Annotated in this window: 22 protein-coding genes and 1 other RNA gene; 19 read left to right on the top strand and 4 right to left on the bottom strand. The window is 71.3% G+C overall.

Annotation, left to right across the window (positions count from 1 at the left end; translation table 11 throughout):
- Window positions 1–40: 40 nt before the first annotated feature.
- The 3 genes from ssrA to ACFVH0_RS25630 all read left to right on the top strand — a co-directional run bounded on the left by ssrA (window position 41) and on the right by ACFVH0_RS25630 (window position 1,883).
- Window positions 41–410, top strand: a transfer-messenger RNA (tmRNA) gene (gene ssrA / locus ACFVH0_RS25620).
- Between the two features lie 201 nt (window positions 411–611).
- Window positions 612–1,385 (top strand): glycosyltransferase family A protein, encoded by a 774-nt coding sequence (locus ACFVH0_RS25625; protein WP_259934997.1) that lies wholly within the window; start codon window positions 612–614, stop codon window positions 1,383–1,385.
- Window positions 1,386–1,427: 42 nt separating this feature from the next.
- The gene (locus ACFVH0_RS25630; RefSeq protein WP_385823746.1) at window positions 1,428–1,883 is read left to right on the top strand and encodes a VOC family protein; all 456 of its coding nucleotides are present in this window, start codon (window positions 1,428–1,430) and stop codon (window positions 1,881–1,883) included.
- A gap of 61 nt (window positions 1,884–1,944) precedes the next feature.
- Here ACFVH0_RS25630 and ACFVH0_RS25635 read toward each other — a convergent pair whose 3' ends face one another.
- Window positions 1,945–3,204 (bottom strand): MFS transporter, encoded by a 1,260-nt coding sequence (locus ACFVH0_RS25635; protein WP_385823748.1) that lies wholly within the window; start codon window positions 3,202–3,204, stop codon window positions 1,945–1,947.
- A gap of 82 nt (window positions 3,205–3,286) precedes the next feature.
- Here ACFVH0_RS25635 and ACFVH0_RS25640 point away from each other — a divergent pair, with 82 nt between their 5' ends.
- The 4 genes from ACFVH0_RS25640 to ACFVH0_RS25655 all read left to right on the top strand — a co-directional run bounded on the left by ACFVH0_RS25640 (window position 3,287) and on the right by ACFVH0_RS25655 (window position 6,763).
- The gene (locus ACFVH0_RS25640) at window positions 3,287–4,297 is read left to right on the top strand and encodes a LysR family transcriptional regulator (protein ID WP_385823750.1); all 1,011 of its coding nucleotides are present in this window, start codon (window positions 3,287–3,289) and stop codon (window positions 4,295–4,297) included.
- Window positions 4,298–4,472: 175 nt separating this feature from the next.
- Window positions 4,473–5,645 (top strand): uroporphyrinogen-III synthase, encoded by a 1,173-nt coding sequence (locus ACFVH0_RS25645; protein WP_385823752.1) that lies wholly within the window; start codon window positions 4,473–4,475, stop codon window positions 5,643–5,645.
- An 89-nt stretch (window positions 5,646–5,734) separates the two neighbouring features.
- Window positions 5,735–6,115: a DUF4259 domain-containing protein gene (locus ACFVH0_RS25650; protein WP_385823754.1), complete on the top strand. Its 381-nt coding sequence runs from the start codon at window positions 5,735–5,737 to the stop codon at window positions 6,113–6,115.
- Between the two features lie 84 nt (window positions 6,116–6,199).
- Window positions 6,200–6,763 (top strand): GNAT family N-acetyltransferase, encoded by a 564-nt coding sequence (locus ACFVH0_RS25655; RefSeq protein WP_385823756.1) that lies wholly within the window; start codon window positions 6,200–6,202, stop codon window positions 6,761–6,763.
- 25 nt (window positions 6,764–6,788) lie between these two features.
- Here the strand turns inward: ACFVH0_RS25655 and ACFVH0_RS25660 are convergent, their stop codons facing one another.
- A complete protein-coding gene (locus tag ACFVH0_RS25660; protein WP_385823758.1) occupies window positions 6,789–7,340 on the bottom strand; it encodes a GNAT family N-acetyltransferase in 552 nt (183 codons plus the stop codon).
- Between the two features lie 117 nt (window positions 7,341–7,457).
- Here ACFVH0_RS25660 and ACFVH0_RS25665 point away from each other — a divergent pair, with 117 nt between their 5' ends.
- The 3 genes from ACFVH0_RS25665 to ACFVH0_RS25675 all read left to right on the top strand — a co-directional run bounded on the left by ACFVH0_RS25665 (window position 7,458) and on the right by ACFVH0_RS25675 (window position 9,945).
- Window positions 7,458–8,069 carry a CGNR zinc finger domain-containing protein gene (locus ACFVH0_RS25665; RefSeq protein WP_385823774.1) on the top strand — a complete coding sequence of 204 codons (612 nt, stop codon included), beginning with the start codon at window positions 7,458–7,460 and terminating at the stop codon, window positions 8,067–8,069.
- A 305-nt stretch (window positions 8,070–8,374) separates the two neighbouring features.
- Window positions 8,375–9,028, top strand: coding sequence for a sigma-70 family RNA polymerase sigma factor (locus tag ACFVH0_RS25670; protein WP_385823760.1), 654 nt, complete (start codon window positions 8,375–8,377; stop codon window positions 9,026–9,028).
- On the top strand, window positions 9,025–9,945 hold the full coding sequence (locus ACFVH0_RS25675; protein ID WP_385823762.1) for an anti-sigma factor family protein: 921 nt from the start codon (window positions 9,025–9,027) through the stop codon (window positions 9,943–9,945). The genes ACFVH0_RS25670 and ACFVH0_RS25675 overlap by 4 nt, the downstream gene beginning before the upstream one ends.
- A gap of 50 nt (window positions 9,946–9,995) precedes the next feature.
- Here the strand turns inward: ACFVH0_RS25675 and ACFVH0_RS25680 are convergent, their stop codons facing one another.
- On the bottom strand, window positions 9,996–10,154 hold the full coding sequence (locus ACFVH0_RS25680; RefSeq protein WP_385823780.1) for a hypothetical protein: 159 nt from the start codon (window positions 10,152–10,154) through the stop codon (window positions 9,996–9,998).
- Here ACFVH0_RS25680 and ACFVH0_RS25685 point away from each other — a divergent pair.
- From ACFVH0_RS25685 to ACFVH0_RS25695, 3 genes are all read left to right on the top strand, one after another.
- Window positions 10,080–12,437, top strand: coding sequence for a HelD family protein (locus ACFVH0_RS25685; RefSeq protein ID WP_385823776.1), 2,358 nt, complete (start codon window positions 10,080–10,082; stop codon window positions 12,435–12,437). The genes ACFVH0_RS25680 and ACFVH0_RS25685 overlap by 75 nt on opposite strands.
- A 450-nt stretch (window positions 12,438–12,887) precedes the next feature.
- A complete protein-coding gene (locus tag ACFVH0_RS25690; protein ID WP_385823764.1) occupies window positions 12,888–14,324 on the top strand; it encodes an NAD-dependent malic enzyme in 1,437 nt (478 codons plus the stop codon).
- Between the two features lie 403 nt (window positions 14,325–14,727).
- Window positions 14,728–15,009, top strand: a complete 282-nt coding sequence (locus tag ACFVH0_RS25695; protein ID WP_003968811.1) for an HU family DNA-binding protein — start codon at window positions 14,728–14,730, stop codon at window positions 15,007–15,009.
- Between the two features lie 205 nt (window positions 15,010–15,214).
- Here the strand turns inward: ACFVH0_RS25695 and murA are convergent, their stop codons facing one another.
- Window positions 15,215–16,555: a UDP-N-acetylglucosamine 1-carboxyvinyltransferase gene (gene murA / locus ACFVH0_RS25700; RefSeq protein WP_072484144.1), complete on the bottom strand. Its 1,341-nt coding sequence runs from the start codon at window positions 16,553–16,555 to the stop codon at window positions 15,215–15,217.
- Window positions 16,556–16,831: 276 nt separating this feature from the next.
- Here murA and ACFVH0_RS25705 point away from each other — a divergent pair, with 276 nt between their 5' ends.
- The 6 genes from ACFVH0_RS25705 (at window position 16,832) to ACFVH0_RS25730 (ending at window position 22,750) form a co-directional block, all read left to right on the top strand.
- On the top strand, window positions 16,832–17,392 hold the full coding sequence (locus ACFVH0_RS25705; RefSeq protein WP_326765863.1) for a YqgE/AlgH family protein: 561 nt from the start codon (window positions 16,832–16,834) through the stop codon (window positions 17,390–17,392).
- A 30-nt stretch (window positions 17,393–17,422) separates the two neighbouring features.
- Window positions 17,423–17,716 carry a DUF3039 domain-containing protein gene (locus tag ACFVH0_RS25710; protein WP_072484142.1) on the top strand — a complete coding sequence of 98 codons (294 nt, stop codon included), beginning with the start codon at window positions 17,423–17,425 and terminating at the stop codon, window positions 17,714–17,716.
- Between the two features lie 211 nt (window positions 17,717–17,927).
- The gene (locus ACFVH0_RS25715; protein WP_385823766.1) at window positions 17,928–19,232 is read left to right on the top strand and encodes an extracellular solute-binding protein; all 1,305 of its coding nucleotides are present in this window, start codon (window positions 17,928–17,930) and stop codon (window positions 19,230–19,232) included.
- A 2-nt stretch (window positions 19,233–19,234) separates the two neighbouring features.
- The gene (locus ACFVH0_RS25720; RefSeq protein ID WP_385823768.1) at window positions 19,235–20,206 is read left to right on the top strand and encodes a carbohydrate ABC transporter permease; all 972 of its coding nucleotides are present in this window, start codon (window positions 19,235–19,237) and stop codon (window positions 20,204–20,206) included.
- Window positions 20,203–21,051 carry a carbohydrate ABC transporter permease gene (locus ACFVH0_RS25725; protein WP_385823770.1) on the top strand — a complete coding sequence of 283 codons (849 nt, stop codon included), beginning with the start codon at window positions 20,203–20,205 and terminating at the stop codon, window positions 21,049–21,051. The genes ACFVH0_RS25720 and ACFVH0_RS25725 overlap by 4 nt, the downstream gene beginning before the upstream one ends.
- 10 nt (window positions 21,052–21,061) lie before the next feature.
- A complete protein-coding gene (locus ACFVH0_RS25730) occupies window positions 21,062–22,750 on the top strand; it encodes a beta-N-acetylhexosaminidase (RefSeq protein WP_385823778.1) in 1,689 nt (562 codons plus the stop codon).
- Window positions 22,751–22,850 lie beyond the last annotated feature (100 nt).

The following is a 22,850-nucleotide window of genomic DNA, read 5'->3' on the forward strand; positions in this document are numbered from 1 at the left end:
CTGCACTCCACAGCGGGTGCACGCATTGAAAACAAAACATGGGGATGATCGGTTTCGACAGCGGATGTCGAAGCAGGGGAAGCGTGTCGAGGAAGCGGCAATGATCTCGTAAACCATATGTCGCAACCAATAATCGCCAACACCAAGCGCGATTCCTTCGCCCTCGCTGCCTAAGTAGCGACTTGCGAAGTGTCAGCCCGGGGGTGATCCCGACCCGGATCCTGGCATCATCAAGGGATCTAAACTTCTAGACCCGGTCACGGGGCCTGGAAGGAAATCAAACAGTGGCTGAGCCCGTCGGAGACTTGTTCGCGTGATCTCCGGGGCTGAGAAAAGCGCAGCGAACTGCACACGGAGAAGCCCTGATTCTGCACCGTTGGACGCGGGTTCGATTCCCGCCATCTCCACAATTCCCATGTGAGCCTCTGCCCTGCGAAGACATTCGCAGGGCAGAGGCATTTTCAAGCCCGGCGGACGGGTGCCTCGGCGGGCCGGATGGCCGACGGCCGCCCCACAGGGCCCTGACCAGCGACAACGGCATGCGTGGCGGCTCCTGCTCGATCGCAGTGCTTGAATGGACCGACGTTCATGGCTGAGTAAGGAGAAGCGCTGTGCCCCTGGTGTCTGTCGTGATGCCCGTGTACAACTCGGCGGCCACGCTCGGTGCAGCGGTCCGGTCGGTGCTCACGCAGACCCACAGCGACCTGGAGCTGCTGATCACCGACGACAAGTCGTCCGACGGCTCCATGGACCTGCTCATGGAGTTCGCCCGGCAGGACGATCGCGTCCTGCCGGAGTCGGCGCCCGAACAGGGCGGTGCCGGTCGGGCACGCAACCTTGCCATCGAGCGGGCCCGGGGGGACTACGTCGCCTTTCTCGACAGCGACGACATGTGGCTTCCGGAGAAGACCGAGCGGCAACTCGATTTCGCCGCGGCAGGTGATGCGCCTCTGACGTTCACCTCCTACTACAAGATGGACGCCGGTTACGAGGGCGAAAGCACCGATTTCATCCCGAATGGGCGTGTGGTCCGGGCGAGAGAGCATGTGGACTACCGCGCGATGCTGGTCCGGGACTACATCGGCGCACTGACCGCCATGTACGACCGCAACGCCCTTGGCACGCGGCTGATGCCGGAGATGCGGAAGAGGCAGGACTACGCCCTGTGGCTGTCGATCATGCGTGACGGTGCTGCCGCCCGGGGCCTCCTTGAGCCGCTGGCGGTGTACAGGGCCCACCAGGCAGGTTCGCTGTCCTCCAACAAGCTGTCGCTCGTCCAGTACAACTGGGCGCTGTACCGCGAGCAGGAGAGTCTGTCGGTGCCCCGGGCGACGCGGGCGCTGACCGGTGCCGTGTGGCAGTCGCTGCGCAACTCGCGGATCTAGGAAAGCGGATCGCCTGTCAGACCTGTCTGGGATGCTCCGGGCATGGAGATGACAGTGCAGCTGACGATCGACTGCTCCGATCCGCAGGCAATGGTGACTTTCTGGGCCGGGGCCCTGGGCTACGTGCCTGAGCCCCCGCCGGGCGGCCATGCCACGTGGCGTGCCCACTGGGCGGCGATGGGGGTGCCCGAGGCGGAGTTGCCGGCCGGTGCCGGGGATGTCCCGGAGTCGATCGTCGATCCCGCGGGACGTGGACCGAGGGTGTGGTTCCAGCAGGTTCCGGAGCCGAAGGCCGCCAAGAACCGGTGGCACTTCGACCTGAAGGTCGGTGGGGGCCGTGACGTCCCGCTGGACGTCCGCACACATCGGGTCAAGGCCGCGGTGGAACGGCTGGGCAAAGCCGGTGCCACCGTGCTGCGGATCAAGGACGAGCCGGACATGGGGCTCTACGCCGCCGCCATGCAGGACCCCGAGGGCAACGAATTCGACGTCGTCTGAGGGTCGACCGCATGGCGCTCGCGGTGATCCACCACCAGGGGCCGACTCCCGCGCACGCCGGTCACCGTCCCCGGGGAACCCGGACCCCGGCCGCCGCGACGGCCAGCGCCAGGGCCGCCGCGCAGACCGGTACGGCGTACCCCGTCACCTGTCCCGTGTGCTCGACCATCCAGCCGCCGGTCGCCGAGCCCGCCGCGATTCCGCCCAGCAGTGCGGTCACCGCCAGCGTCATGCCCTCGTTCAACTGGCCCTCTGGGGTGAGGCGTTGCACCAGGGTCATCCCGGTCACCATGGTCGGGGCCGTCGCCGCGCCGGCCAGCAGGAGTGCGCCGGCGAGCGCGAGCAAGGAATCGGTCGAGGAGGCGGCGAGGAGCGGGAGGGACATCAGGGCCGTCATTCCGGCCAGGCAGCCGAGCAGCCGGCGCCGGATGTCCGCGGCCGGGCGCAGCGATCCGTACAGCAGCCCGGCCGCGCATGAGCCGGCCGCCTGGAGTGCCAGGATCGCGCCCCCGGCGTGGGCGATCGTGACGACCTCCATCGAGCCGAAGACCGCGCCGGTGGCGAGGAAGGCGGCGAGCAGCGCGGGCATGCCCGGGGTGCGGAGCGGGGTGCCCGCATGGGTGCGGGGGGACACGGGGGGTTCGGTGGCGCGCTGGGCGGCGAAGATCAGTACGCCGGTCATCAGCAGGACCGCCCCGACAAGTGTTCCGGCCTCCGGGAAGAGCGCCGCGCACAGCAGTGCGGCCAGCGCCGGGCCGAGCATGAAGCAGAGTTCGTCGGCGGCCTGTTCGAAGGAGTTCGCGGTGTGCAGGGCGGCCGGGTCGCCCCGGTGCAGATGGGCCCAGCGGGCCCGGGACATCCCGCCCGTGTTGGGGGTGGTGGCGGTGGCGGCGTAGGAGGCGAAGAGGGTCCAGGCCGGGGCGTCGTAGTGCACGCAGAGCAGCAGGGCGAGCGAGCCGAGCGCGGCGATCGCGGTGGCGGGCACCGCGATCCTGGCCTGCCCGTACCGGTCGACGAGCCGGGCCGTCCAGGGGGCGACCACCGCCGTGGCGGCGAGGCCGGTCGCGGTGACGGCCCCGGCCAGGGCGTACGAGTCGCGCGAACCGGCGATCATGATGACCGCGCTGACGCTGAACATCCCCATCGGCAGCCGGGCGATGAGATTGCCCGCGGTGAAGGCGCGGGCGCCCGGGGTGGCGAGCAGCCTGCGGTACGGGTTGGTGGACGCCCGCCGGGCGGGCGCGGTGCGCGGGGCGATGACCAGCCGGTCACCGGAGACGGCGAGTATGGGGCGGTCGGCGGGGGTTCTCTCGTACGGCATGGATCAAGCGTCGGGGCGCACGGTGTCCGGGGTCCAACACCTACTCCGTACCGATTGACGCATCTGTGTTGTAAATTCTGGTGTGGCCTCCTCCGAAGACGATCCCAGTGCCTGGACGCGTTCCGCCGGTACCCACACCGACCCCCGGCTGCTCCGGGCCTTCGTCGCGGTCGCCGAGGAGCTGCACTTCACCCGCGCCGCCGCCCGGCTCTACATCGCCCAGCAGGCGCTGAGCCGCGACATCCGCCGGCTGGAGCGCGAGCTGGGCGCGGAGCTGTTCGTACGGACCACCCGGCAGGTCGCCCTCACCGCCGACGGCGAGCGGCTGCTGCCGTACGCGCGACGGGTGCTGGACGCGCACGCCGAGCTCACCGCGGCCTTCGCCGACCCGGCGGCCCGGCCGCTCTTCGTCGACCTCAACACCGACGGCATGGCGGCCGCCCGGGTGCTCGCCCGCGCCCGCGAACTGGCCCCGGCGTGCGAGCTGATGGCCCGCTTCGAGAGCGGCCTGACCTGGGCGGCGGACGAGATCCTCGCCGGGCGGCTCGATGTCTCCTTCGGCCGCGCCGCCGGACTCGACCCCGCGGTACGGGCCCGGCTGGGCATGCAGCCGGTGCGGTACGAGCCGATGGCCGTGCTGCTCCCCGACGGCCACCCGCTCGCCGCGCGCGAGACCGTCGCGCTCGGCGACCTGGCCGGGGAGACCGTCTACGCGGGCGACGGGAACCCGCGCACGAAGGAGTGGACGGACTTCGCCCGGCTGCTCTTCGCCGAGTGGGGCATCGAACTGGCGCCGCCCGTCCCGCTCGCGATAGGCGTGGCCGAATTCCAGCGGGTCATGGCCAAGGACCGGAACCCGGTGCTCGCCGTGGTCGACTTCCCTCCGATGCCCGGCACCGTGGTGCGCCCGCTGGTACGGCCCGTGCCGCTCTCGCCGCTCCTGCTGGTCTGGCGCAAGGGGCTGCGCCATCCCGGCCTGGACGCCCTGCGCGAAGCGGCGGCCCGGCTGGGCGCCGAGGAGGGCTGGATGGTGCGCCCGGGCGACAGCTGGCTTCCCGGGCCCGACGCGGCCCTGATGCTGGAGTCCGGCTGAGCGGGGGCGGTGTGCCCGGGGTATACCTTCGCCGGGTCGGGCGCCGGTATGGCCGCCCGGTGTCGGGTGACGTAACAGGCGGGAAATACGGGTGAACCAGCCCTGTCACGCATCATTGGCAGGCTCGCCCCTCGGCATCATCGGGCAGCAGCGGGACGAGAGCCGGGAAGACCACATGCACCAGGACGAACAGCACGGGCCCCTCACGGGCTTCACCGTCGGGGTCACCGCCGCACGGCGCGCGGAGGAGTTCGGCGCGCTGCTGGAACGACGCGGCGCCACGGTCCTGCACGCACCCGCCCTGCGGATCGTGGCGCTCGCCGACGACGGCGAACTCCTCGCCGCCACCCGCTCGGTCGTCGAGTCCGCCCCCGATGTGGTCGTCGCCACCACCGCGGTCGGCTTCCGCGGCTGGATCGAGGCCGCCGCGGACCGGGGCCTGGGCGAGCGGCTGCTGACGACCCTGGGCGGCGCCGAACTGCTGGCCCGCGGACCCAAGGTCAAGGGCGCCGTCCGGGCCGCCGGGCTGACCGAGACGTGGTCACCCGCCTCCGAGTCCATGGCCGAGGTCCTGGAACGGCTCCTGGACGAGGGCGTGGCGGGCCGCCGCATCGCCCTCCAACTGCACGGCGAACCCCTCCCCGGCTTCATCGAGTCGCTGCGCGCCGGCGGCGCCGAGGTCATCGCCGTACCCGTCTATCGCTGGACGGACCCCGAGGACATCGCCCCGCTCGACCGGTTGCTCGACACCACACTCGCCCGCGGCCTGGACGCCCTCACCTTCACCAGCGCCCCGGCCGCCGTCTCACTGCTCGGCCGGGCCGAGAAACGCGGGCTGCTCCCGGAACTCCTGAGCGCGCTGCGCGAAGACGTCCTCGTGGCCTGCGTCGGACCGGTCACCGCCCTGCCGTTGCAGGCCCGGGGCATCGGCACCGTCCAGCCGGAACGGTTCCGGATCGCCCCGCTCGTCCAGCTGATCTGCGAGGAACTCCCCGCCAGGGCCCCGGCGTTGCCGGTCGCCGGGCACCGGGTCGAGATCCGGGGCCATGCCGTGATCGTCGACGGCGAGCCGCGCCCGGTGCCGCCCGCCGGGATGGCGCTGCTGCACGTCCTGGCCCGCCGGCCGGGCTGGGTGGTGGCCCGCGCCGATCTGTTGCGGGCGCTGCCCGGTGGCGGCACGGACGAGCACGCGGTGGAGACGGCCATGGCGCGGCTGCGTACGGCACTGGGCGCGCCCCGCCTCATCCAGACGGTCGTCAAGCGCGGCTACCGGCTGGCGTTGGACCCGGTGGCGGCGGCGGACGGCGGGGCGGTCAGCGGGGCGGATGGCGGTCCGGCACAGCCTTGACCGCGGTGCCGGTTTCTCCGGCGGGGTCCGTTGTCAGTGCCGTTTGTTACAACGGACGCAGGCAGGAAAGACCAGTGGGAGGGGGCCCTGTGGGTACCTGGGGCAGCGGGAATTTCGACAGTGACACGGCCGCGGATCATCTGTCGGGCATCACCGGACGGCTCGTCTCGGAGATCGAGGACGCGATGGCCGGCGACCCGGCCGGTCTGGAGCCCGACGATTACGACGGCGTCGCCGTGCCGTGCAACGTCGAGCTGCTGTGCCTGATAGCGGAGCAGGGGTACGTCGGCGCGGGCGTGCCGGAGCCCGCGGTGGTCGAGAAGTGGAAGAAGACGTTCATGGACGTGTGGGAGCGGACCATCGACGGACTGGAGCCCGGGCCGGCGTACAAGGAGGACAGACGCGCGGAGCTGATCCGTACCTTTGACCGGCTGGCGGCTTCGGCGGACCGGGAGCACGCCCAGGAGTAAGGGGGCGCGAGGGGGCGTGAATGGGGCGCATGGCTGGCGCGAGGCTGGCGTGGGGTCGGAATGGTGCCGGGATAGCGTGCAGGGATGACCCATGACATTCACCGGCTCGATGCGGAGGTACGACTCCGTCCCGTCACCCCGGGCGACGCCGCCTCCCTGGCCGTCGCACTGACCCGCAGCCGCGCGTACATGCAGCCCTGGGAGCCCGTGCGGCCCGACTCCTTCTACACCGAGCAGGGGCAGCGGGAGCGGCTGGCCGCGCTGCTCGCGGACCGCGACGCGGGACGGGTGATGTCCTGGGTGCTCGCCGACGAGGAGGACCGCGCGATCGGCGCGTTCAACCTGAACGGCATCGTGCTCGGGCCGTTCCGCAGCGGGACGCTCGGTTACTGGGTCGACGTCGAGCACGCGGGCCGCGGTCGGGCCACGGCCGCCGTGGCGCGGATCTGCGAGCTGGCCAGGGACGAGCTGCGCCTGCACCGGGTCGAGGCGGGGACGGTGCTGGACAACATCGCCTCGCAGCGGGTGCTCGCCAAGTGCGGCTTCGAGCAGTTCGGGATGGCCCCGCGCTACCTCCACATCAACGGCGAATGGCGCGACCACCGCCTGTTCCAGCGGATCCTGCACGACGGTCCGCCCGCGGGCTGAGCGACCGGCCGGAGGCGGTCGGCCGTCAGAGCTCCCCGGGGCGCAGCCGCGCGTGCCGGTGCCCGTCCAGCGGCCACGGCGACCGCGCCGGAAGCACCTCCGCGAAGCCGTACCCGCTCTTCTCCGCGACCCGGCAGGACGCCTCGTTGCCCACCTGGTGCAGCAGGTCGAGCCGCGTCAGCGCGTCCTGGGCGAACGTCTCGAACGCCCAGTCGCCGAGGGCCCCTAGCGCCAGTGGTGCGATCCCGCGGCCGCGGGCGGGGGCGGCCGTCCAGTAGCCGACCTCCGCGTTGTCGGAGCCCGGTGCGGGGAACTTGAGCGCCACATTGCCGACCGGTTCACTCCCGCGATCGCGGTCCACCACCGCGAAGCTGAAGTAACCGCCGGACGCCCACCCCTCGTGCCGCACCCGCAGCCACTGCTCCGCCGTCGCCTCGTCCGTGACCTGGGACCGCAGCATGGTGCGCATCGCGGGATCGCGGTACGCCTCGATCAGCGCCGGGACGTCCTCGGCCAGCCATCGCCGGAGCAGGAGCGGGCCGGCCGAGAGGGTGGTGGTCTCGGGATCGTCGTTCATCCGGACACCGTACGGCCCCCGCGCGACGACCCGTGGGGCGGCAGGGGTTCCGGGCCGGCGCCGCGAGGGGCACCCTGGGGGAGACCCCACCGGTGACCCCGAGGCGGTGACATGCGCATGGCGGCCGGCAAGAGCTCGTGCGACTGGCGGTTCGACTCAGGTCGGCCCTGTCTGGACCTGGTGGCCACCGGTGTCGGAACCACCGGCGCGTGTGAACTGCTCGACTGCGCCGAGCGGCTGGCCGACTGGCTGCTCGCCGCCGGACTCGTACCGAACGGAACCCACCTCGACGCCGTGGACGAGAGCTGGGTGGCGCGCTTCCGGCAGTTGCGGACCGGCGTCGAACGGCTGCTGACGGCCGAACTCGGCGGCCGTGGCGCCGGGAGCGCCCTGGAACGGGTCAACGCGCTCGCCGCCGAGGCGCCACCGGGCCTGCGGGCCGTGCGCGGCAGCGGCGGCAAGCTGGTAAGGGCGCTGAGCGCCGATCCCGAGTGCGGGGCACTGCTGGCCGCCGTCGCCCGCGACGCCGTGGAACTCCTCACCGACCCCGTGGCGCGGGCCGGGCTGCGCCGCTGCGAGGCCGACAACTGCCGCCGCCTCTACCTGGACACCTCGCGCGGCCGCCGGCGCCGCTGGTGCTCCGGCGAGGTCTGCGGGAACCGCGAGCGGGTGGCCCGGCACCGGCGCCGGGCGGCGGGCGTGGCAGTGCCGGACGCGGCTGTTCCGTAGCGAGGGCGCAGGGACGGAGGACGGCGGGCGCAGGGCGGGGGACACAGGGCCGGAGGACGGCGGGCGCAGGGCACAGGGCGGGGGACACAGGGCCGGAGGACGGCGGGCGCAGGGCGGATGACACAGGGCCGGAGGACGGCGGGCGCAGGGTGCCGGGCCCGGGGCGGGAAGAGGGCTCCCGCGGCCGGTCCGCAGGATTCCTGCGGCCGGCCGGAAAGAACCCTGCGGTCGGTTTGAACGGATCGCGGTCCGGCCCCGTATTCGATGACCTAGGAGCTCCACAGGGTCTCGACCGGGAGGTTCGGGTGCGCAAGGATGCGGCCGTGGCCGGTGATCGTCCGCACAGGGCTCGACATCGCGGCGAGCAGCCGCCGTCGCCTGCTCCGCCCCCGGACCCCGCCACGCCCTCCTCCATGTCCGCTCCCTCGCTCTCCTCCCCGTCGCCTTCCGCCGCCCCGGACGAGGAGCTGATGCGGGCGCTCTACCGCGAGCATGCCGGGCCCCTGTTCGCGTACGTGCTCCGCCTGGTCGCCGGTGACCGGCAGCGCGCCGAGGACGTGGTGCAGGAGACGCTCATCCGCGCCTGGAAGAACGCCGGGCGGCTGGGCGGCGCGACCGGATCGGTCCGGCCCTGGCTGGTGACGGTCGCCCGGCGCATCGTCATCGACGGTCACCGCAGCAGGCGGGCCCGGCCGCCCGAGGTCGATCCGTCGCCGCTGGAGGCAGTGCCCGCGGAGGACGAGATGGAGAAGGCGCTGTGGCTGATGACGCTGTCCGAGGCGCTCGACGATCTGACCACCGCGCACCGGGAGGCCCTGGTCGAGACCTACTTCAAGGGCCGCACGGTCAACGAGGCGGCCGAGGTGCTGGGCATTCCGAGCGGGACGGTACGGTCACGGGTCTTCTACGCGCTCCGCTCGATGAAGCTCGCACTGGAGGAGAGGGGGATCACGGCATGAACGACGACCACGAGTGGGAGCCCTTCGGACTCAGGCCGACCGGCCCACGCATCCCCTCCGGCCCACCCTCCGCCCCTCGCAGCCCGGTCGGCCCCCGCAACCCCTCCACCCCTTCCGGCCCCCGCGTCCCCGCCGACCCGACCGGGCACGACGCCGCCGGTGCGTACCTCCTCGGTGTTCTCGACGACGCCGAGGTGTCCGCCTTCGAGGCGCACCTGGCCGGCTGCGGCCTGTGTGCCGACCGGATCGACGAGCTCGCCGGCCTGGAACCCGTGCTCGCGCGGGTCGCCGAGTCCCCGGGCGCCCCCGTGCCCCGGTACGTACCGGGGCAGCCCGGCCCCCGAGTGCTGGAACGGCTGGTCGACGAGGTGAGCGCCGGGCGGGCCCGGCGCAGGCGCCGCTCCACGGTTCTGGTGGCGGCAGCGGTCGCGCTGATCATCGGCGGCCCGGTGGTCGCGGTCCTGGCGGGCGGCGACGACGGCCCGACGACGCGGGCGGCCCGGCCGTACCCCACCGATCCCACCGGCTCCGCCGACCCCACCGGCTCCGACGGCTCGGCCGAGGGCGCCGCCTTCCGCCGCATGCCGGACAAGGTGCGGGCCACCGACCCCCGCAGCCGCGTCTCCGCCACGGTCGGCATGGCGCAGAGGCCCTGGGGCACCAGCGCCGTGCTGGAGCTCAGAAACGTGACGGGCCCGCAGAAATGCCGCCTCATCGCGGTGTCGAGGACCGGCGAGGAGGAGATCGTCACCTCCTGGTCCGTACCGGAGTGGGGATACGGCATCGAGGACTCCCCGTACCCGGGCGCGAACCACCCGCTCTATGTCTCCGGCGGCGCGGCCATGGGGCGGGGCGAGATCGACCATTTCGAGGTGCGCACGTTCGACGGCAGGCGGCTGGTCGAGGTCGATGCCTGACCGAGATCCCCGGCAGACCATTTCGAGACGCGCGGCAGGTGCGCGGCGGGTCACCCTTCGCATAAGGTTGACGGCTGCCCAATGCACGTCAGAAGGGGGCCTCGGTGGCCGCGCAGGATGCCGCTGTCGATTCGTTGCGGGACCGGGAAATCGGTGTCGAGCAGGAACATCTCGACCGTGTTTATCACCGCCTTGAAGAGAAGATCCACGAGGCGGAATTTCTCATGAATGACGCCGTCAAGCGCGGCCAGGTCGGCACTCCGGGGGCGCTCGCCGAGCGCGACGCCCAGGTGTTCCGGGCCGGAATCCACCTCAACCGGCTGAACAGCGAGTTCGAGGACTTCCTCTTCGGAAGGATCGACCTGCTGCTCGGCAAGGACGGTGTACGCGGCCCGGACGGCGCGTACACCTCCGTCGAACCGGCCGAGGACGCGGTACGCGACGACAGTTCGGCCGAGATCGCGGAGACGCTCCACATCGGCCGGATCGGGGTCCTCGACTCCGACTACGCGCCGCTGGTCATCGACTGGCGCGCGCCGGCCGCCGCACCGTTCTACCGGTCGACGCCCAAGGAGCCCGGCAGGGTCGTACGCCGCCGGGTCATCCGCTCCAAGGGCCGCAAGGTCCTCGGGGTCGAGGACGACCTGATGCGTCCGGAGCTGACCGCGTACCTGGACGGCGCCAAGCTGCCGGTGATCGGTGACGGCGCCCTGATGGCGGCGCTCGGACAGGCCCGCAGCCACACCATGCGGGACATCGTCTCCTCCATCCAGGCCGAACAGGACCTGGTGATCCGGGCCCCCGCCGCCTCGGTCACCGAGGTCTCGGGCGGTCCCGGCACCGGCAAGACGGCCGTCGCCCTGCACCGCGCCGCGTACCTCCTCTACCAGGACCGGCGGCGTTACGCGGGCGGCATCCTCGTCGTATCGCCGACCCCGCTCCTGGTCGCGTACACCGAAGGCGTGCTGCCCTCGCTGGGCGAGGAGGGGCAGGTCGCGATCCGCGCCGTCGGCTCGCTCTCCGACGAGGCGGCCGGCGTCGAGGGCGCCACCACCTACGACGAGCCCGCCGTCGCCCGGATCAAGGGTTCCTCGCGGATGCTCCAGGTGCTGCGCAAGGCGTCCCGGGGCGCTCTGGAGCAGCCCGGCACGTCCCGCAGGGCGGCGGACCGGGACGGCCAGCTGTCCTTCGGCGACGGGGACGCGGAGACCGACGCCGCCCCGGCGACCCCCACCCGGCTGCGGGTCGTCGCGTTCGGCGCCCGCGTCGAGCTGAACGCCGACGAACTCCACCGCATCCGGCAGTCCGTGCTCGGCGGCACCGCACCGGTCAACCTGCTGCGCCCGCGCGCCCGCAGGCTGCTGCTGGACGCCCTGTGGAACAAGTCCTCGGGCCGGGGCCGCTACACCGACCCCGAACTCGCCGCCGAACTGCGCTCCTCCTTCGACGAGGACGTCTCCACCGAGACGGACTTCCTCGACTTCCTGAACGCCTGGTGGCCCGAGCTGACCCCGCGCGGGGTGCTCGCCGCGATGGCCGACGAGAAGCGGCTCGGCCGCTGGGCCCGCCGGGTCCTCAACCAGGGCGAGGTGCGCCGTTTCGCCCGCTCCCTGAAGCGGCTCGACAGCGCGGGGAACGGGCCGCTGTCCGTGCACGACGTGGCCATCCTCGACGAGCTCCACACGCTGCTGGGCACACCGCACCGGCCGAAGAAGAAGCGCGAGCTCGACCCGCTGGACCAGCTCTCCGGGCTGGAGGAGCTGATGCCGCAGCGTGAGGAGACCCAGCGCGAGCGCGCCGAGCGGCTGGCGGCGGAGCGTACGGAGTACGCGCACGTCATCGTCGACGAGGCACAGGACCTGACGCCCATGCAGTGGCGGATGGTCGGCCGCCGCGGCAGGCACGCCACCTGGACGATCGTCGGCGACCCGGCGCAGTCCTCCTGGTCCGACCCGGACGAGGCCGCCCGGGCGCGCGACGAGGCGCTCGGCAACCGGCCGCGCCGCCGCTTCACCCTCACGGTCAACTACCGCAACCCGGCGGAGATCGCCGAGCTGGCCTCCAAGGTCCTGGCGCTGGCGATGCCCGGGATGGAGTCCCCGTCCGCGGTCCGCTCCACCGGGGTGAAGCCGCGCTTCGAGACGGTACGGGACGGTGATCTGGCCGCCTCGGTCCGCGAGGAGGCGCGGCGGCTGCTCGGCGAGGTCGACGGCACGGTGGGCGTGGTCGTCGCGATGAACCGCCGGGCACAGGCCCGCGCCTGGCTCGCCGAACTGGGCGAGCGAGTGGTGGCCCTGGGCAGCCTGGAGGCGAAGGGCCTGGAGTACGACGCCACGGTGGTCGTCTCGCCCGCGGAGATCGCGGACGAGTCCCCGGCGGGCCTGCGGGTGCTGTACGTGGCGTTGACGCGTGCGACGCAGCAGCTCACGGTGGTCTCGGGGGAGCGGGACCTGCCGGACGAGGACGGCGTCCCGGATCTGCTGAGGGACTGATCGCCTGTTTTTCGGGTCAACCTGTGCTGTGGGGAATCACTTCTTCGGGGTCTTTGTTAGCCTGGTGTCGGCACCGGCTCGATCCAAGCCCCCGGGCCCAACCTTCGTCGCTACGAGCGACCACTTGCCGCGAGGCGAGCATGGCGGGTCGGTGCCGCTTGACCCAAAAGACAGACCCGCGTCACCTTCCGGTGGCGCGGGTCTGTTCTTGTTTCCGGGGCCGGACGATCGCGCTCGGCCGACCGGAGCCGGGCGACCGGAGGCGGATCCGGCCGGGACCGGCCGGGGGCTTCCGCCGAGACCGTCATATCTCGTATGGTGGAAACTACTTTCCGAAGAGTGGCAGTCATTACCGGCTACCGGCCAGTAGGTGCGACGATCGGGAAGCGTGTCCGAGGCGAGCGCCCCGGTCGCGCGGCAAAGAAGCTAAGGAAAGCGAAGGACTCGGCCATGGCAACGGCGCCCAGCGTCTCGTACTCGATGACGGTCAGGCTGGAGGTGCCCGCGAGCGGCACAGCGGTCTCCCAGCTCACCACGGCCGTGGAGTCCTCCGGCGGTTCGGTCACCGGCCTCGACGTGACCGCCTCCGGTCACGAGAAGCTGCGGATCGACGTCACCATCGCGGCCACCTCCACCTCGCACGCCGACGAGATCGTCGAGGGCCTGCGCGGCATCGAGGGCGTCGTCCTCGGCAAGGTCTCCGACCGTACGTTCCTGATGCACCTCGGCGGCAAGATCGAGATGGCGTCCAAGCATCCCATCCGCAACCGTGACGACCTCTCGATGATCTACACCCCGGGCGTGGCCCGGGTCTGCATGGCGATCGCCGAGAACCCCGAGGACGCCCGCCGCCTCACCATCAAGCGCAACACCGTTGCGGTCGTGACGGACGGCTCCGCCGTGCTCGGCCTCGGCAACATCGGCCCGATGGCCGCCATGCCGGTCATGGAGGGCAAGGCGGCCCTCTTCAAGCGGTTCGCCGACATCGACGCCTGGCCGATCTGCCTGGACACCCAGGACAGCGACGCCATCGTCGAGATCGTCAAGGCGATCGCCCCCGGCTTCGCGGGCATCAACCTGGAGGACATCTCCGCCCCCCGCTGCTTCGAGATCGAGGCGCGGCTGCGCGAGGCCCTGGACATCCCGGTCTTCCACGACGACCAGCACGGCACCGCGATCGTCGTGCTGGCCGCGCTGACCAACGCGCTTCGCGTGGTGGGCAAGGGCATCGGGGACGTACGCGTCGTCATGTCCGGCGCCGGAGCGGCCGGTACGGCCATCCTGAAGCTCCTCATCGCCGCGGGCGTCAAGCACGCCGTCGTCGCCGACATCCACGGCGTGGTGCACGCCGGCCGCGAGGACCTCGTCTCCGCCGACGCCGACTCGCCGCTGCGCTGGATCGCCGACAACACCAACCCGGAGTCCGTCACCGGCACCCTCAAGCAGGCGGTCGTGGGCGCCGACGTCTTCATCGGCGTCTCCGCCCCGAACGTGCTGGACGGCGACGACGTCGCGGCCATGGCCGAGGGCGCGATCGTGTTCGCGCTCGCGAACCCGGACCCCGAGGTCGACCCGGCAATCGCTCGCCAGACGGCGGCAGTTGTCGCCACCGGGCGCTCCGACTTCCCGAACCAGATCAACAACGTGCTGGTCTTCCCGGGTGTCTTCCGCGGTCTGCTGGACGCCCAGTCCCGCACCGTCAACACGGAGATGATGCTCGCCGCGGCGGGCGCCCTCGCCGACGTGGTCGCCGAGGACGAGCTGAACGCGAACTACATCATCCCGTCGGTCTTCAACGACCGGGTCGCGGGCGCGGTCGCCGGCGCCGTCCGGCACGCCGCGAGGGCGGCCGCCGGTACCGGCCCGGCCTCGGGCGACCTCGGCTGACCCGGATCCCCCGGTACGGCCCGGCGCGGCCCCCGCCGAGGCCGGCGCCGCACGTGGCGCCCCACGCCGGTCCGGCTCACGTCGGCCCGGCCTACGGCGCGTCGCGGGTCGCGACGCCCCAAACGCCCCTTTAGGGTGGGCGGGCGGCACGTCCCGCCAAGCCCCGCATTCGCTGCGGAACGCTTTCGGGGAGTCGACGGAACGTCACCACGAAGAGGCAGTGGCGCTTTTCGTGTGACTCCGGAGGGTGCCGGATTGGCGTTACCGCCGCAGGTGGGGGCAGGATGCGTAATCGGGCGCGAGGGTCTGACGACAGACCCGGGTCCGGGGACTGTCCGAGGGCCCTGGCAGCATCGGCTTCGATCTCACGCCTCACAGGCAAGAAGAACACGGGAGTAACAACATGAACCGCAGTGAGCTGGTGGCCGCCCTGGCCGACCGCGCCGAGGTGACTCGCAAGGACGCCGACGCCGTTCTGGCCGCCCTCGCCGAGACCGTCGGTGAGATCGTCGCCAAGGGCGACGAGAAGGTCACCATCCCCGGCTTCCTGACCTTCGAGCGCACCCACCGTGCCGCTCGCACCGCTCGTAACCCGCAGACCGGCGACCCGATCAACATCCCGGCCGGCTACAGCGTGAAGGTCTCCGCGGGCTCCAAGCTCAAGGAAGCCGCCAAGGGCAAGTAAGCCCCACAGGCGCGACGAAGGGCGGTCACCCCACCAGGGTGACCGCCCTTCGGTGTACCGGCCCGAGAGGCCCCGTTCTGTGCCTCTGCGGCCCGGTATCGAGCCCCCGGGCCCCGGCCGACGGGGGAAAAGGGGCCGGAAACGGGGAACGGGGGCCCGGGGCAGCGCCCCGAACCCCCGTCAGCAGCCGTTGCGGCGCCAGGTCTCAGACCAGCGCCCCGCCAGGCAGCTCCACCTTCGCGCCCAGCTTCTCCAGCTTCTCCATGAAGTTCTCGTAGCCGCGGTTGATCAGGTCGATGCCGTGCACCCGCGAGGTGCCCTGCGCCGCCAGCGCGGCGATCAGGTAGGAGAACCCGCCGCGCAGGTCCGGGATGACCAGGTCCGCGCCCTGCAGCCGGGTCGGCCCGGACACGACCGCCGAGTGCAGGAAGTTGCGCTGGCCGAAGCGGCAGTCGGAGCCGCCCAGGCACTCGCGGTAGAGCTGGATGTGCGCGCCCATCTGGTTGAGCGCCGAGGTGAAGCCGAGCCGGGACTCGTACACCGTCTCGTGGACGATGGACAGACCCGTGGCCTGCGTCAGGGCCACCACCAGCGGCTGCTGCCAGTCGGTCTGGAAGCCGGGGTGCACGTCCGTCTCCAGGGCGATGGCGTTCAGCGCGCCGCCCGGGTGCCAGAAGCGGATGCCCTCGTCGTCGATCTCGAAGGCGCCGCCGACCCGGCGGAAGGTGTTGAGGAACGTCATCATCGAGCGCTGCTGTGCGCCCCTTACGTAGATGTTGCCCTCGGTGGCCAGCGCCGCGGACGCCCAGGAGGCCGCCTCCAGGCGGTCCGGGATGGCCCGGTGGGTGTAACCGTCCAGCCGGTCGACACCGGTGATCCGGATCGTCCGGTCGGTGTCCATCGAGATGATCGCGCCCATCTTCTGCAGTACGCAGATGAGGTCCTCGATCTCCGGCTCCACGGCCGCGTTGGACAGCTCGGTGACGCCCTCGGCCAGCACGGCCGTCAGCAGCACCTGCTCGGTGGAGCCCACCGACGGGTACGGCAGCCGGATCTTCGTGCCGCGCAGCCGCTGCGGGGCCTCCAGGTACTGCCCGTCCGCCCGCTTCTCGATGGTCGCGCCGAACTGCCGCAGCACGTCGAAGTGGAAGTCGATCGGCCGGCCGCCGATGTCGCAGCCGCCGAGCCCCGGGATGAACGCGTGGCCGAGCCGGTGCAGCAGGGGGCCGCAGAACAGGATCGGGATGCGCGAGGAGCCCGCGTGGGCGTCGATGTCGGCGACGTTGGCGCTCTCCACATGGGTCGGGTCCAGGAGCAGCTCACCCGGTTCGTCACCGGGCCGGACCGTCACGCCGTGCAGCTGGAGGAGCCCTCGGACCACCCGCACGTCGCGGATGTCGGGCACATTGCGCAGCCGGCTGGGCCCGCTGCCGAGCAGCGCGGCGACCATCGCCTTCGGTACCAGGTTCTTGGCGCCTCTGACGCGGATCTCGCCCTCCAGCGGGGTTCCGCCGTGGACAAGCAGGACATCGTCTGTGCCGGTCATGAATCTCGCGTTCCGGAGTGGTCGGGCAGGGGGCCAAACGAAAGAGTAATGGCCGACCACCCCCATTCCGTAAGAGAACCGGGGGTGTACGAACGTCATGAATCCGCCACAACACGCTCTGCTCCCCGGGTCTTGCGGAGGGTTACCGTCCGCAAGACCCTCCGGATTGCGCGCTCCCCGTGCATCCGTGCGCCCTGAGCTGCGCTCCGGCCCGGCCGGTGACCGGGCGGCCCACTTGGTCCCCGCGGCGGCCGAAGATGCGGGATCATTTCTGCCATGACCGAGGTGTCCTCGCTCACAGGGCGACTGCTCGTGGCCACACCCGCGCTCGCGGACCCGAATTTCGACCGCGCGGTGGTGCTCCTCCTCGACCACGACGAGGAGGGCTCACTCGGCGTGGTCCTCAACCGCCCGACCCCGGTCGGCGTCGGTGACATCCTCACGCCCTGGGCCGGCCTGACCGGTGAGCCGGACGTGGTGTTCCAGGGCGGTCCGGTCTCGCTCGACTCGGCGCTCGGCGTGGCCGTGATCCCCGGCGACGAGGGTCCGCTCGGCTGGCGCCGGGTGTACGGGGCGATCGGCCTGGTGGACCTGGAGGCGCCGCCGGAGCTGCTGGCCGCGGCGCTCGGCTCGCTGCGGATCTTCGCCGGGTACGCGGGCTGGGGCCCCGGACAGCTGGAGACCGAACTGACCGAGGGCGCCTGGTACGTGGTCGAGTCCGAACCCGGGGACGTCTCCTCACCGCGCCCGGAGCACCTCTGGCGCGCGGTCCTGCGCCGTCAGCGCAGCGAACTGGCGATGATCGCCACGTATCCGGACGACCCTTCGCTGAACTGAAGCTCCGGGCGGTCGGTACCCTTGGCGGTTATGAGCACTCTTGAGCCCGAGCGCGGGGCAGGTACCGGAACCCTCGTGGAACCGACGCCGCAGGTGTCGAACGGCGACGGCGACCACGAGCGCTACGCCCATTACGTCCAGAAGGACAAGATCATGGCGAGTGCCCTGGAGGGCACCCCCGTGGTCGCACTGTGCGGGAAGGTCTGGGTGCCGGGGCGCGACCCCAAGAAGTACCCGGTCTGTCCCATGTGCAAGGAGATCTACGAGTCCATGGGCGCCGGTGGCGACAAGGACAAGGGCAAGGGCGGCAAGGACAAGAAGTAGTCCGGAGCCGTCCGGCGACATTGCTTCGGGCCCCCGGGGCGCGCTCAACGCGCGCCCCGGGGGCCCTTCGCGTTGCACGGGCTGCTTCGCCGGGTCACAGAGTGGTAGAGACCACTTGTCGGCGTCTGCGTGCGCACCTACTCTCCTGCCAGTTGTGCACAACGAAACGCCCGTTGCGTATGTCGCAACGCCAACCGGTAGGGGTTCCCGGATGAAGCTGTCTGCCCGAATTGCCGCCCCGGCCGCGGCGCTTGTGCTGGCGGGTCTCACCGCCACCGCCTGTGCGCCGCAGACCTCCGACACCGGAGCCGAGGGGGACGAGAAGACCGGCACGCTGCGTGTCTGGCTCTTCCAGGAGGTCGGCAACAAACCCAAGGAACAGGTCGTCGACGCGGCGGTCGCCGACTTCGAGAAGGCCCACAAGGGTGCGGAGGTCGAGGTCGAGTACATACCGGTCGACACCCGTGCCCAGCGCATCAAGGCGGCGTTCAACGACCCCAAGAGCGCCCCGGACCTCATCGAGTACGGCAACACCGACACCGCCGGATACGTCAAGGACGGCGGACTCGCCGACGTGAGCGCCGAGTTCGCCGCCTGGGACGAGGCCAAGGACACCGACCCGACCGCCGAGCAGTCCGTGACGGTCGGCGGCAAGGTCTACGGAGCCCCGCTCTTCGTCGGCGTACGGGCGCTGTACTACCGCACGGACGTCTTCGAGGAGCTGGGGATCGAGGCTCCCAAGACCCAGGCCGAGCTGATCTCCACCGCCAAGAAGATCCACAGGAAGAAGCCGGACCTGTACGGGCTCGCGGTCGGCGGCGCGTACACCTACGGTGCGATGCCGTTCATCTGGGCGGCCGGCGGCGAACTCGCCGACGAGAACGGCGGCACGTACAAGGCGGCCATCAACAGCGACAAGGCCCGCAAGGGCATCGAGGCATACACCTCGCTGTTCGGCGACGACAACTGCCCGGCCGCCAAGTGCGCGGCCATGGGCGGCAACGCGACCGTCACCGCCTTCGCCGCCGGCAAGGCCGCCATGGCGATCGGCGGCGACTTCAGCCACACGGCCGTCGAGGCGGGCTCGGTGAAGGGCAAGTACGCGGTGGTGCCGCTGCCCGGCGTCGCCGAGGGCTCCGTCGCCCCCGCGTTCGCGGGCGGGAACAACATCGGCGTACTGAAGAGCAGCCCGCACCGCACCCTCGCCGTGGACCTGATGAAGTCCCTGACCGGCAAGCAGACCCAGACCAGGATGTTCGACGCGATGGGCTTCCTGCCGACGTACACCGACGTACGGGACGCGGCCGCGAAGAAGGAGCCGTTCGTCGAACCGTTCGTCAAGACCCTCGGCGCGGGCGCCAAGTTCGTCCCGGCCTCGCCGGGCTGGGGCCAGATCGACTCCTCGCTGATCCTGCCGACGATGTTCCAGGAGATCGTCAGCGGCCGTAAGGACGTCGCCGGGGCCGCGGACGACGCGGCGAAGAAGATGGACGCCGCGTTCGCCGACGCGGGCTGACCATGACCGCGAACACCACGGCGTACAAAGCGCCCGGCACGTCCGGAGCGGGCGGCGCGGCCCCGCGCCCGCTCCGGCGCCGCCCGGCCTCGCCCGCGCGCCGCTCCGGCTGGACCCCCTGGCTCTACCTGCTGCCCGCACTCGTCCTGCTCGGCGGGCTGCTCGTCTACCCCATCTACCAACTCGGCCTGATCTCCTTCCTGGAGTACACCCAGGCCCAGGTCAGCGGCGGTGAACCGACCACCTTCCAGGGGTTCGGGAACTACGCGACCCTCTTCGGCGACGGCCAGTTCTGGCAGGTACTGCTGGCGACCGTGGTCTTCGCCGCCACCTGCGTACTGGCCACCCTGCTCGTGGGCTGCGCGCTCGCCGTCCTGCTGACCCGGATCCGGGCCCTGCCGCGGCTCGCCCTGATGATGGCCGCGCTCGGTGCCTGGGCGACCCCGGCGATCACCGGGTCCACCGTCTGGGTATTCCTCTTCGACCCGGACTTCGGCCCGGTCAACCGGGTGCTGGGGCTCGGCGACTTCTCCTGGACGTACGGGCGCTACAGCGCATTCGCCCTCGTGCTGCTGGAAGTCCTGTGGTGCTCGTTCCCATTCGTGATGGTGACCGTGTACGCCGGCATCCGGGCGATCCCCACCGAGGTGCTGGAGGCGGCAGCGCTGGACGGCGCCTCGCAGTGGCGGATCTGGCGGTCGGTCATGGCCCCGATGCTGCGGCCGATCCTCGTCGTCGTCACCATCCAGTCGGTCATCTGGGACTTCAAGGTCTTCACCCAGATCTACGTCATGACGAGCGGCGGCGGCATCGCCGGCCAGAACCTGGTGCTCAACGTGTACGCGTACCAGAAGGCGTTCGCGTCCTCGCAGTACAGCCTCGGCTCGGCGATCGGCGTCGTGATGCTGGTGATCCTGCTGGCCGTCACGCTCGTCTATCTGCGCCTGGTGCGGCGCCAGGGGGAGGAACTGTGAGCGCACGGAACATGCTGCGCGTCCGCAGGCCCGGCCGGCCGGCCGCCGAGGCCGCGGCCCTGCTGATCGCCGCCGCGGTCGCCTTCCCGCTCTACTGGATGGTGCTCTCCGCGCTCAAACCGGCAGGCGAGATCCAGTCCACCGACCCCCGCCCGTGGACGCTGTCGCCGTCCCTGGACTCGTTCCGCCGGGTCTTCGAACAGAACGACTTCGGGCGGTACTTCCTCAACAGCCTGCTCGTCGCCGGCACGGTCGTCATCGCCTCCGCGCTGATCGCCTTCCTGGCGGCGACGGCCGTGACCCGGTTCAGGTTCCGCTTCCGGACCACGCTGCTGATCATGTTCCTGGTCGCGCAGATGGTGCCGGTCGAGGCCCTGACCATCCCGCTGTTCTTCCTGATGCGGGACTTCGGCCAGCTGAACACGCTCGGCTCGCTGATCCTGCCGCACCTGGCCTTCTCGCTGCCGTTCGCGATCTGGATGCTGCGCGGCTTCGTCAAGGCCGTCCCGGAGGCACTGGAGGAGGCCGCCTACATCGACGGCGCGAGCCGCACCCGATTTCTGTGGCAGATCCTCTTCCCGCTGGTCTTCCCCGGCCTGGTGGCGACCAGCGTCTTCTCGTTCATCTCCACCTGGAACGACTTCCTGTTCGCGAAGTCGTTCATCATCAGCGACACCTCCCAGTCGACGCTCCCCATGGCGCTGCTGGTCTTCTTCAAACCCGATGAGAACGACTGGGGAGGGATCATGGCAGCCTCGACGGTGATGACCATTCCCGTACTGGTCTTCTTCGTACTCGTACAGCGCCGCCTGGTCTCGGGACTCGGCGGAGCGGTAAAGGACTGACGCCATGGACATGGACACGGCCCCGACCCCCGGCCCGATCTCCGGCCCGACCTCCGACCCGATCCCGGCACCCGACCTGATCCCGGCACCCGTGCGCGCCGCCGGTGAAGGGCGCTGCGGCTTCCTGTTCGGCCCGTCCACCACCATCACGGCGGCGCCCGGCACCGAGAACACCGAACGCTGGCTGCGCACCACGCTCGGCGCCGCCTTCGGACTGCCGCTCGCCCCGGGCGGCGAACACGCCACCGACACCGTCCGGCTGGGCATGGATCCGGCACTGGAACCGGAGGGCTACCGGCTGAGCACCAAGGCCGGCACCGGCGTCGAGATCACCGGAGGCAGCCCCGCCGGAGTCTTCTGGGGCGCGCAGACCCTCCGTCAGCTCCTGGGCCCCGAGGCATTCCGCCGCGCACCCGTCAGCCCCGGCACACAGCGCGCGATCCCCTTCGCGGACATCGAGGACGCCCCCCGCTTCCCCTGGCGAGGCATGATGCTCGACGTGGCACGGCACTTCCTGCCCAAGGACGACGTGCTGCGCTATCTCGACCTCCTCGCCGCGCACAAACTGAACGTCTTCCACTTCCACCTCACCGACGACCAGGGCTGGCGCATCGAGATCAAGCGCTTCCCCCGGCTCACCGAGATCGGCTCCTGGCGCTCCCGCACCAAGCACGGCCACCGGGCCTCCGAGCTGTGGGACGAGACCCCGCACGGCGGGTACTACACGCAGGACGACATCCGCGAGATCGTCGCGTACGCCGCCGAGCGGCACATCCGGGTCGTCCCCGAGATCGACATCCCCGGCCACTCGCAGGCCGCCATCGCCGCGTACCCCGAACTGGGCAACGCGGACGTCGTCGACACCACCGCCCTGTCCGTCTGGGACACCTGGGGCATCAACGCGAACGTACTCGCCCCCACCGACAACACCCTGCGCTTCTTCGAGGGCGTCCTCGAAGAGGTGCTGGACCTCTTCCCCGCCGCCACCTCGCCGTTCATCCACATCGGCGGCGACGAGTGCCGCAAGGACCAGTGGAAGGAGTCGCCGGTCGCCCAGGCCCGGATCGACGAATTCGGCCTGGCCAACGAGGACGAGCTGCAGTCCTGGATCATCCGGCACTTCGACACCTGGCTCACCGCGCGCGGACGCCGGCTGATCGGCTGGGACGAGATCCTGGAGGGCGGCCTCCCGGCGGGCGCCGCCGTGTCGTCCTGGCGGGGCTACGGCGGAGGCATCGCCGCCGCCGAGGCCGGCCACGACGTCGTCATGTGCCCGGAGCAGCACGTGTACCTGGACCACCGTCAGGACGGCGGCCCCGACGAGCCGATGCCCATCGGCTTCGTCCGCACCCTGGAGGACGTCTACCGCTTCGAGCCCGTACCGGCGGGCCTCTCCGAGGAGGCGGCCCGTCACATCCTGGGCACCCAGGCCAATGTCTGGACCGAGGTGATGCAGAACCGGGCCCGCGTCGACTACCAGGTCTTCCCGCGCCTCGCGGCGTTCGCGGAGGTCGCCTGGTCGCCGCTGCCCGCCTCCTCCGAGCGGGACTTCGCCGCCTTCGAGCGCCGAATGGCCACGCATTACGCCCGGCTCGACGCCCTCGGCGTCGACTACCGCCCGCCGGGCGGTCCGTTGCCCCGGCAGCAGCGCCCCGGAGTGCTGGGACGACCCATCGATGGGGTGCCCCCGAACGTGTGATCCCGGCCGTACCCGGCCGTGGGGGCGGGCGCCCGGGCCCGGGCGGGGGGGGGGCGGGCCGGGTTTTTTGAGGAGGATGCCGCCCGCGCCCGGGGAGGCC

This window comes from Streptomyces sp. NPDC127117 (assembly GCF_042677325.1).
In the GTDB taxonomy this organism is placed as follows: Bacteria; Actinomycetota; Actinomycetes; order Streptomycetales; family Streptomycetaceae; genus Streptomyces.

What these genes read in the sequence shown, in the direction of transcription:
- ACFVH0_RS25630 (WP_385823746.1), top strand. Translation starts at nt 1,428, where the DNA reads ATGGAGATGACAGTGCAGCTGACGATCGACTGCTCCGATCCGCAGGCA.
- ACFVH0_RS25635 (WP_385823748.1), bottom strand. Translation starts at nt 3,204, where the DNA reads ATGCCGTACGAGAGAACCCCCGCCGACCGCCCCATACTCGCCGTCTCC.
- ACFVH0_RS25645 (WP_385823752.1), top strand. Translation starts at nt 4,473, where the DNA reads ATGCACCAGGACGAACAGCACGGGCCCCTCACGGGCTTCACCGTCGGG.
- ACFVH0_RS25655 (WP_385823756.1), top strand. Translation starts at nt 6,200, where the DNA reads ATGACCCATGACATTCACCGGCTCGATGCGGAGGTACGACTCCGTCCC.
- ACFVH0_RS25660 (WP_385823758.1), bottom strand. Translation starts at nt 7,340, where the DNA reads ATGAACGACGATCCCGAGACCACCACCCTCTCGGCCGGCCCGCTCCTG.
- ACFVH0_RS25665 (WP_385823774.1), top strand. Translation starts at nt 7,458, where the DNA reads ATGGCGGCCGGCAAGAGCTCGTGCGACTGGCGGTTCGACTCAGGTCGG.
- ACFVH0_RS25675 (WP_385823762.1), top strand. Translation starts at nt 9,025, where the DNA reads ATGAACGACGACCACGAGTGGGAGCCCTTCGGACTCAGGCCGACCGGC.
- ACFVH0_RS25690 (WP_385823764.1), top strand. Translation starts at nt 12,888, where the DNA reads ATGGCAACGGCGCCCAGCGTCTCGTACTCGATGACGGTCAGGCTGGAG.
- ACFVH0_RS25695 (WP_003968811.1), top strand. Translation starts at nt 14,728, where the DNA reads ATGAACCGCAGTGAGCTGGTGGCCGCCCTGGCCGACCGCGCCGAGGTG.
- murA (WP_072484144.1), bottom strand. Translation starts at nt 16,555, where the DNA reads ATGACCGGCACAGACGATGTCCTGCTTGTCCACGGCGGAACCCCGCTG.
- ACFVH0_RS25705 (WP_326765863.1), top strand. Translation starts at nt 16,832, where the DNA reads ATGACCGAGGTGTCCTCGCTCACAGGGCGACTGCTCGTGGCCACACCC.
- ACFVH0_RS25710 (WP_072484142.1), top strand. Translation starts at nt 17,423, where the DNA reads ATGAGCACTCTTGAGCCCGAGCGCGGGGCAGGTACCGGAACCCTCGTG.
- ACFVH0_RS25715 (WP_385823766.1), top strand. Translation starts at nt 17,928, where the DNA reads ATGAAGCTGTCTGCCCGAATTGCCGCCCCGGCCGCGGCGCTTGTGCTG.
- ACFVH0_RS25720 (WP_385823768.1), top strand. Translation starts at nt 19,235, where the DNA reads ATGACCGCGAACACCACGGCGTACAAAGCGCCCGGCACGTCCGGAGCG.
- ACFVH0_RS25730 (WP_385823778.1), top strand. Translation starts at nt 21,062, where the DNA reads ATGGACACGGCCCCGACCCCCGGCCCGATCTCCGGCCCGACCTCCGAC.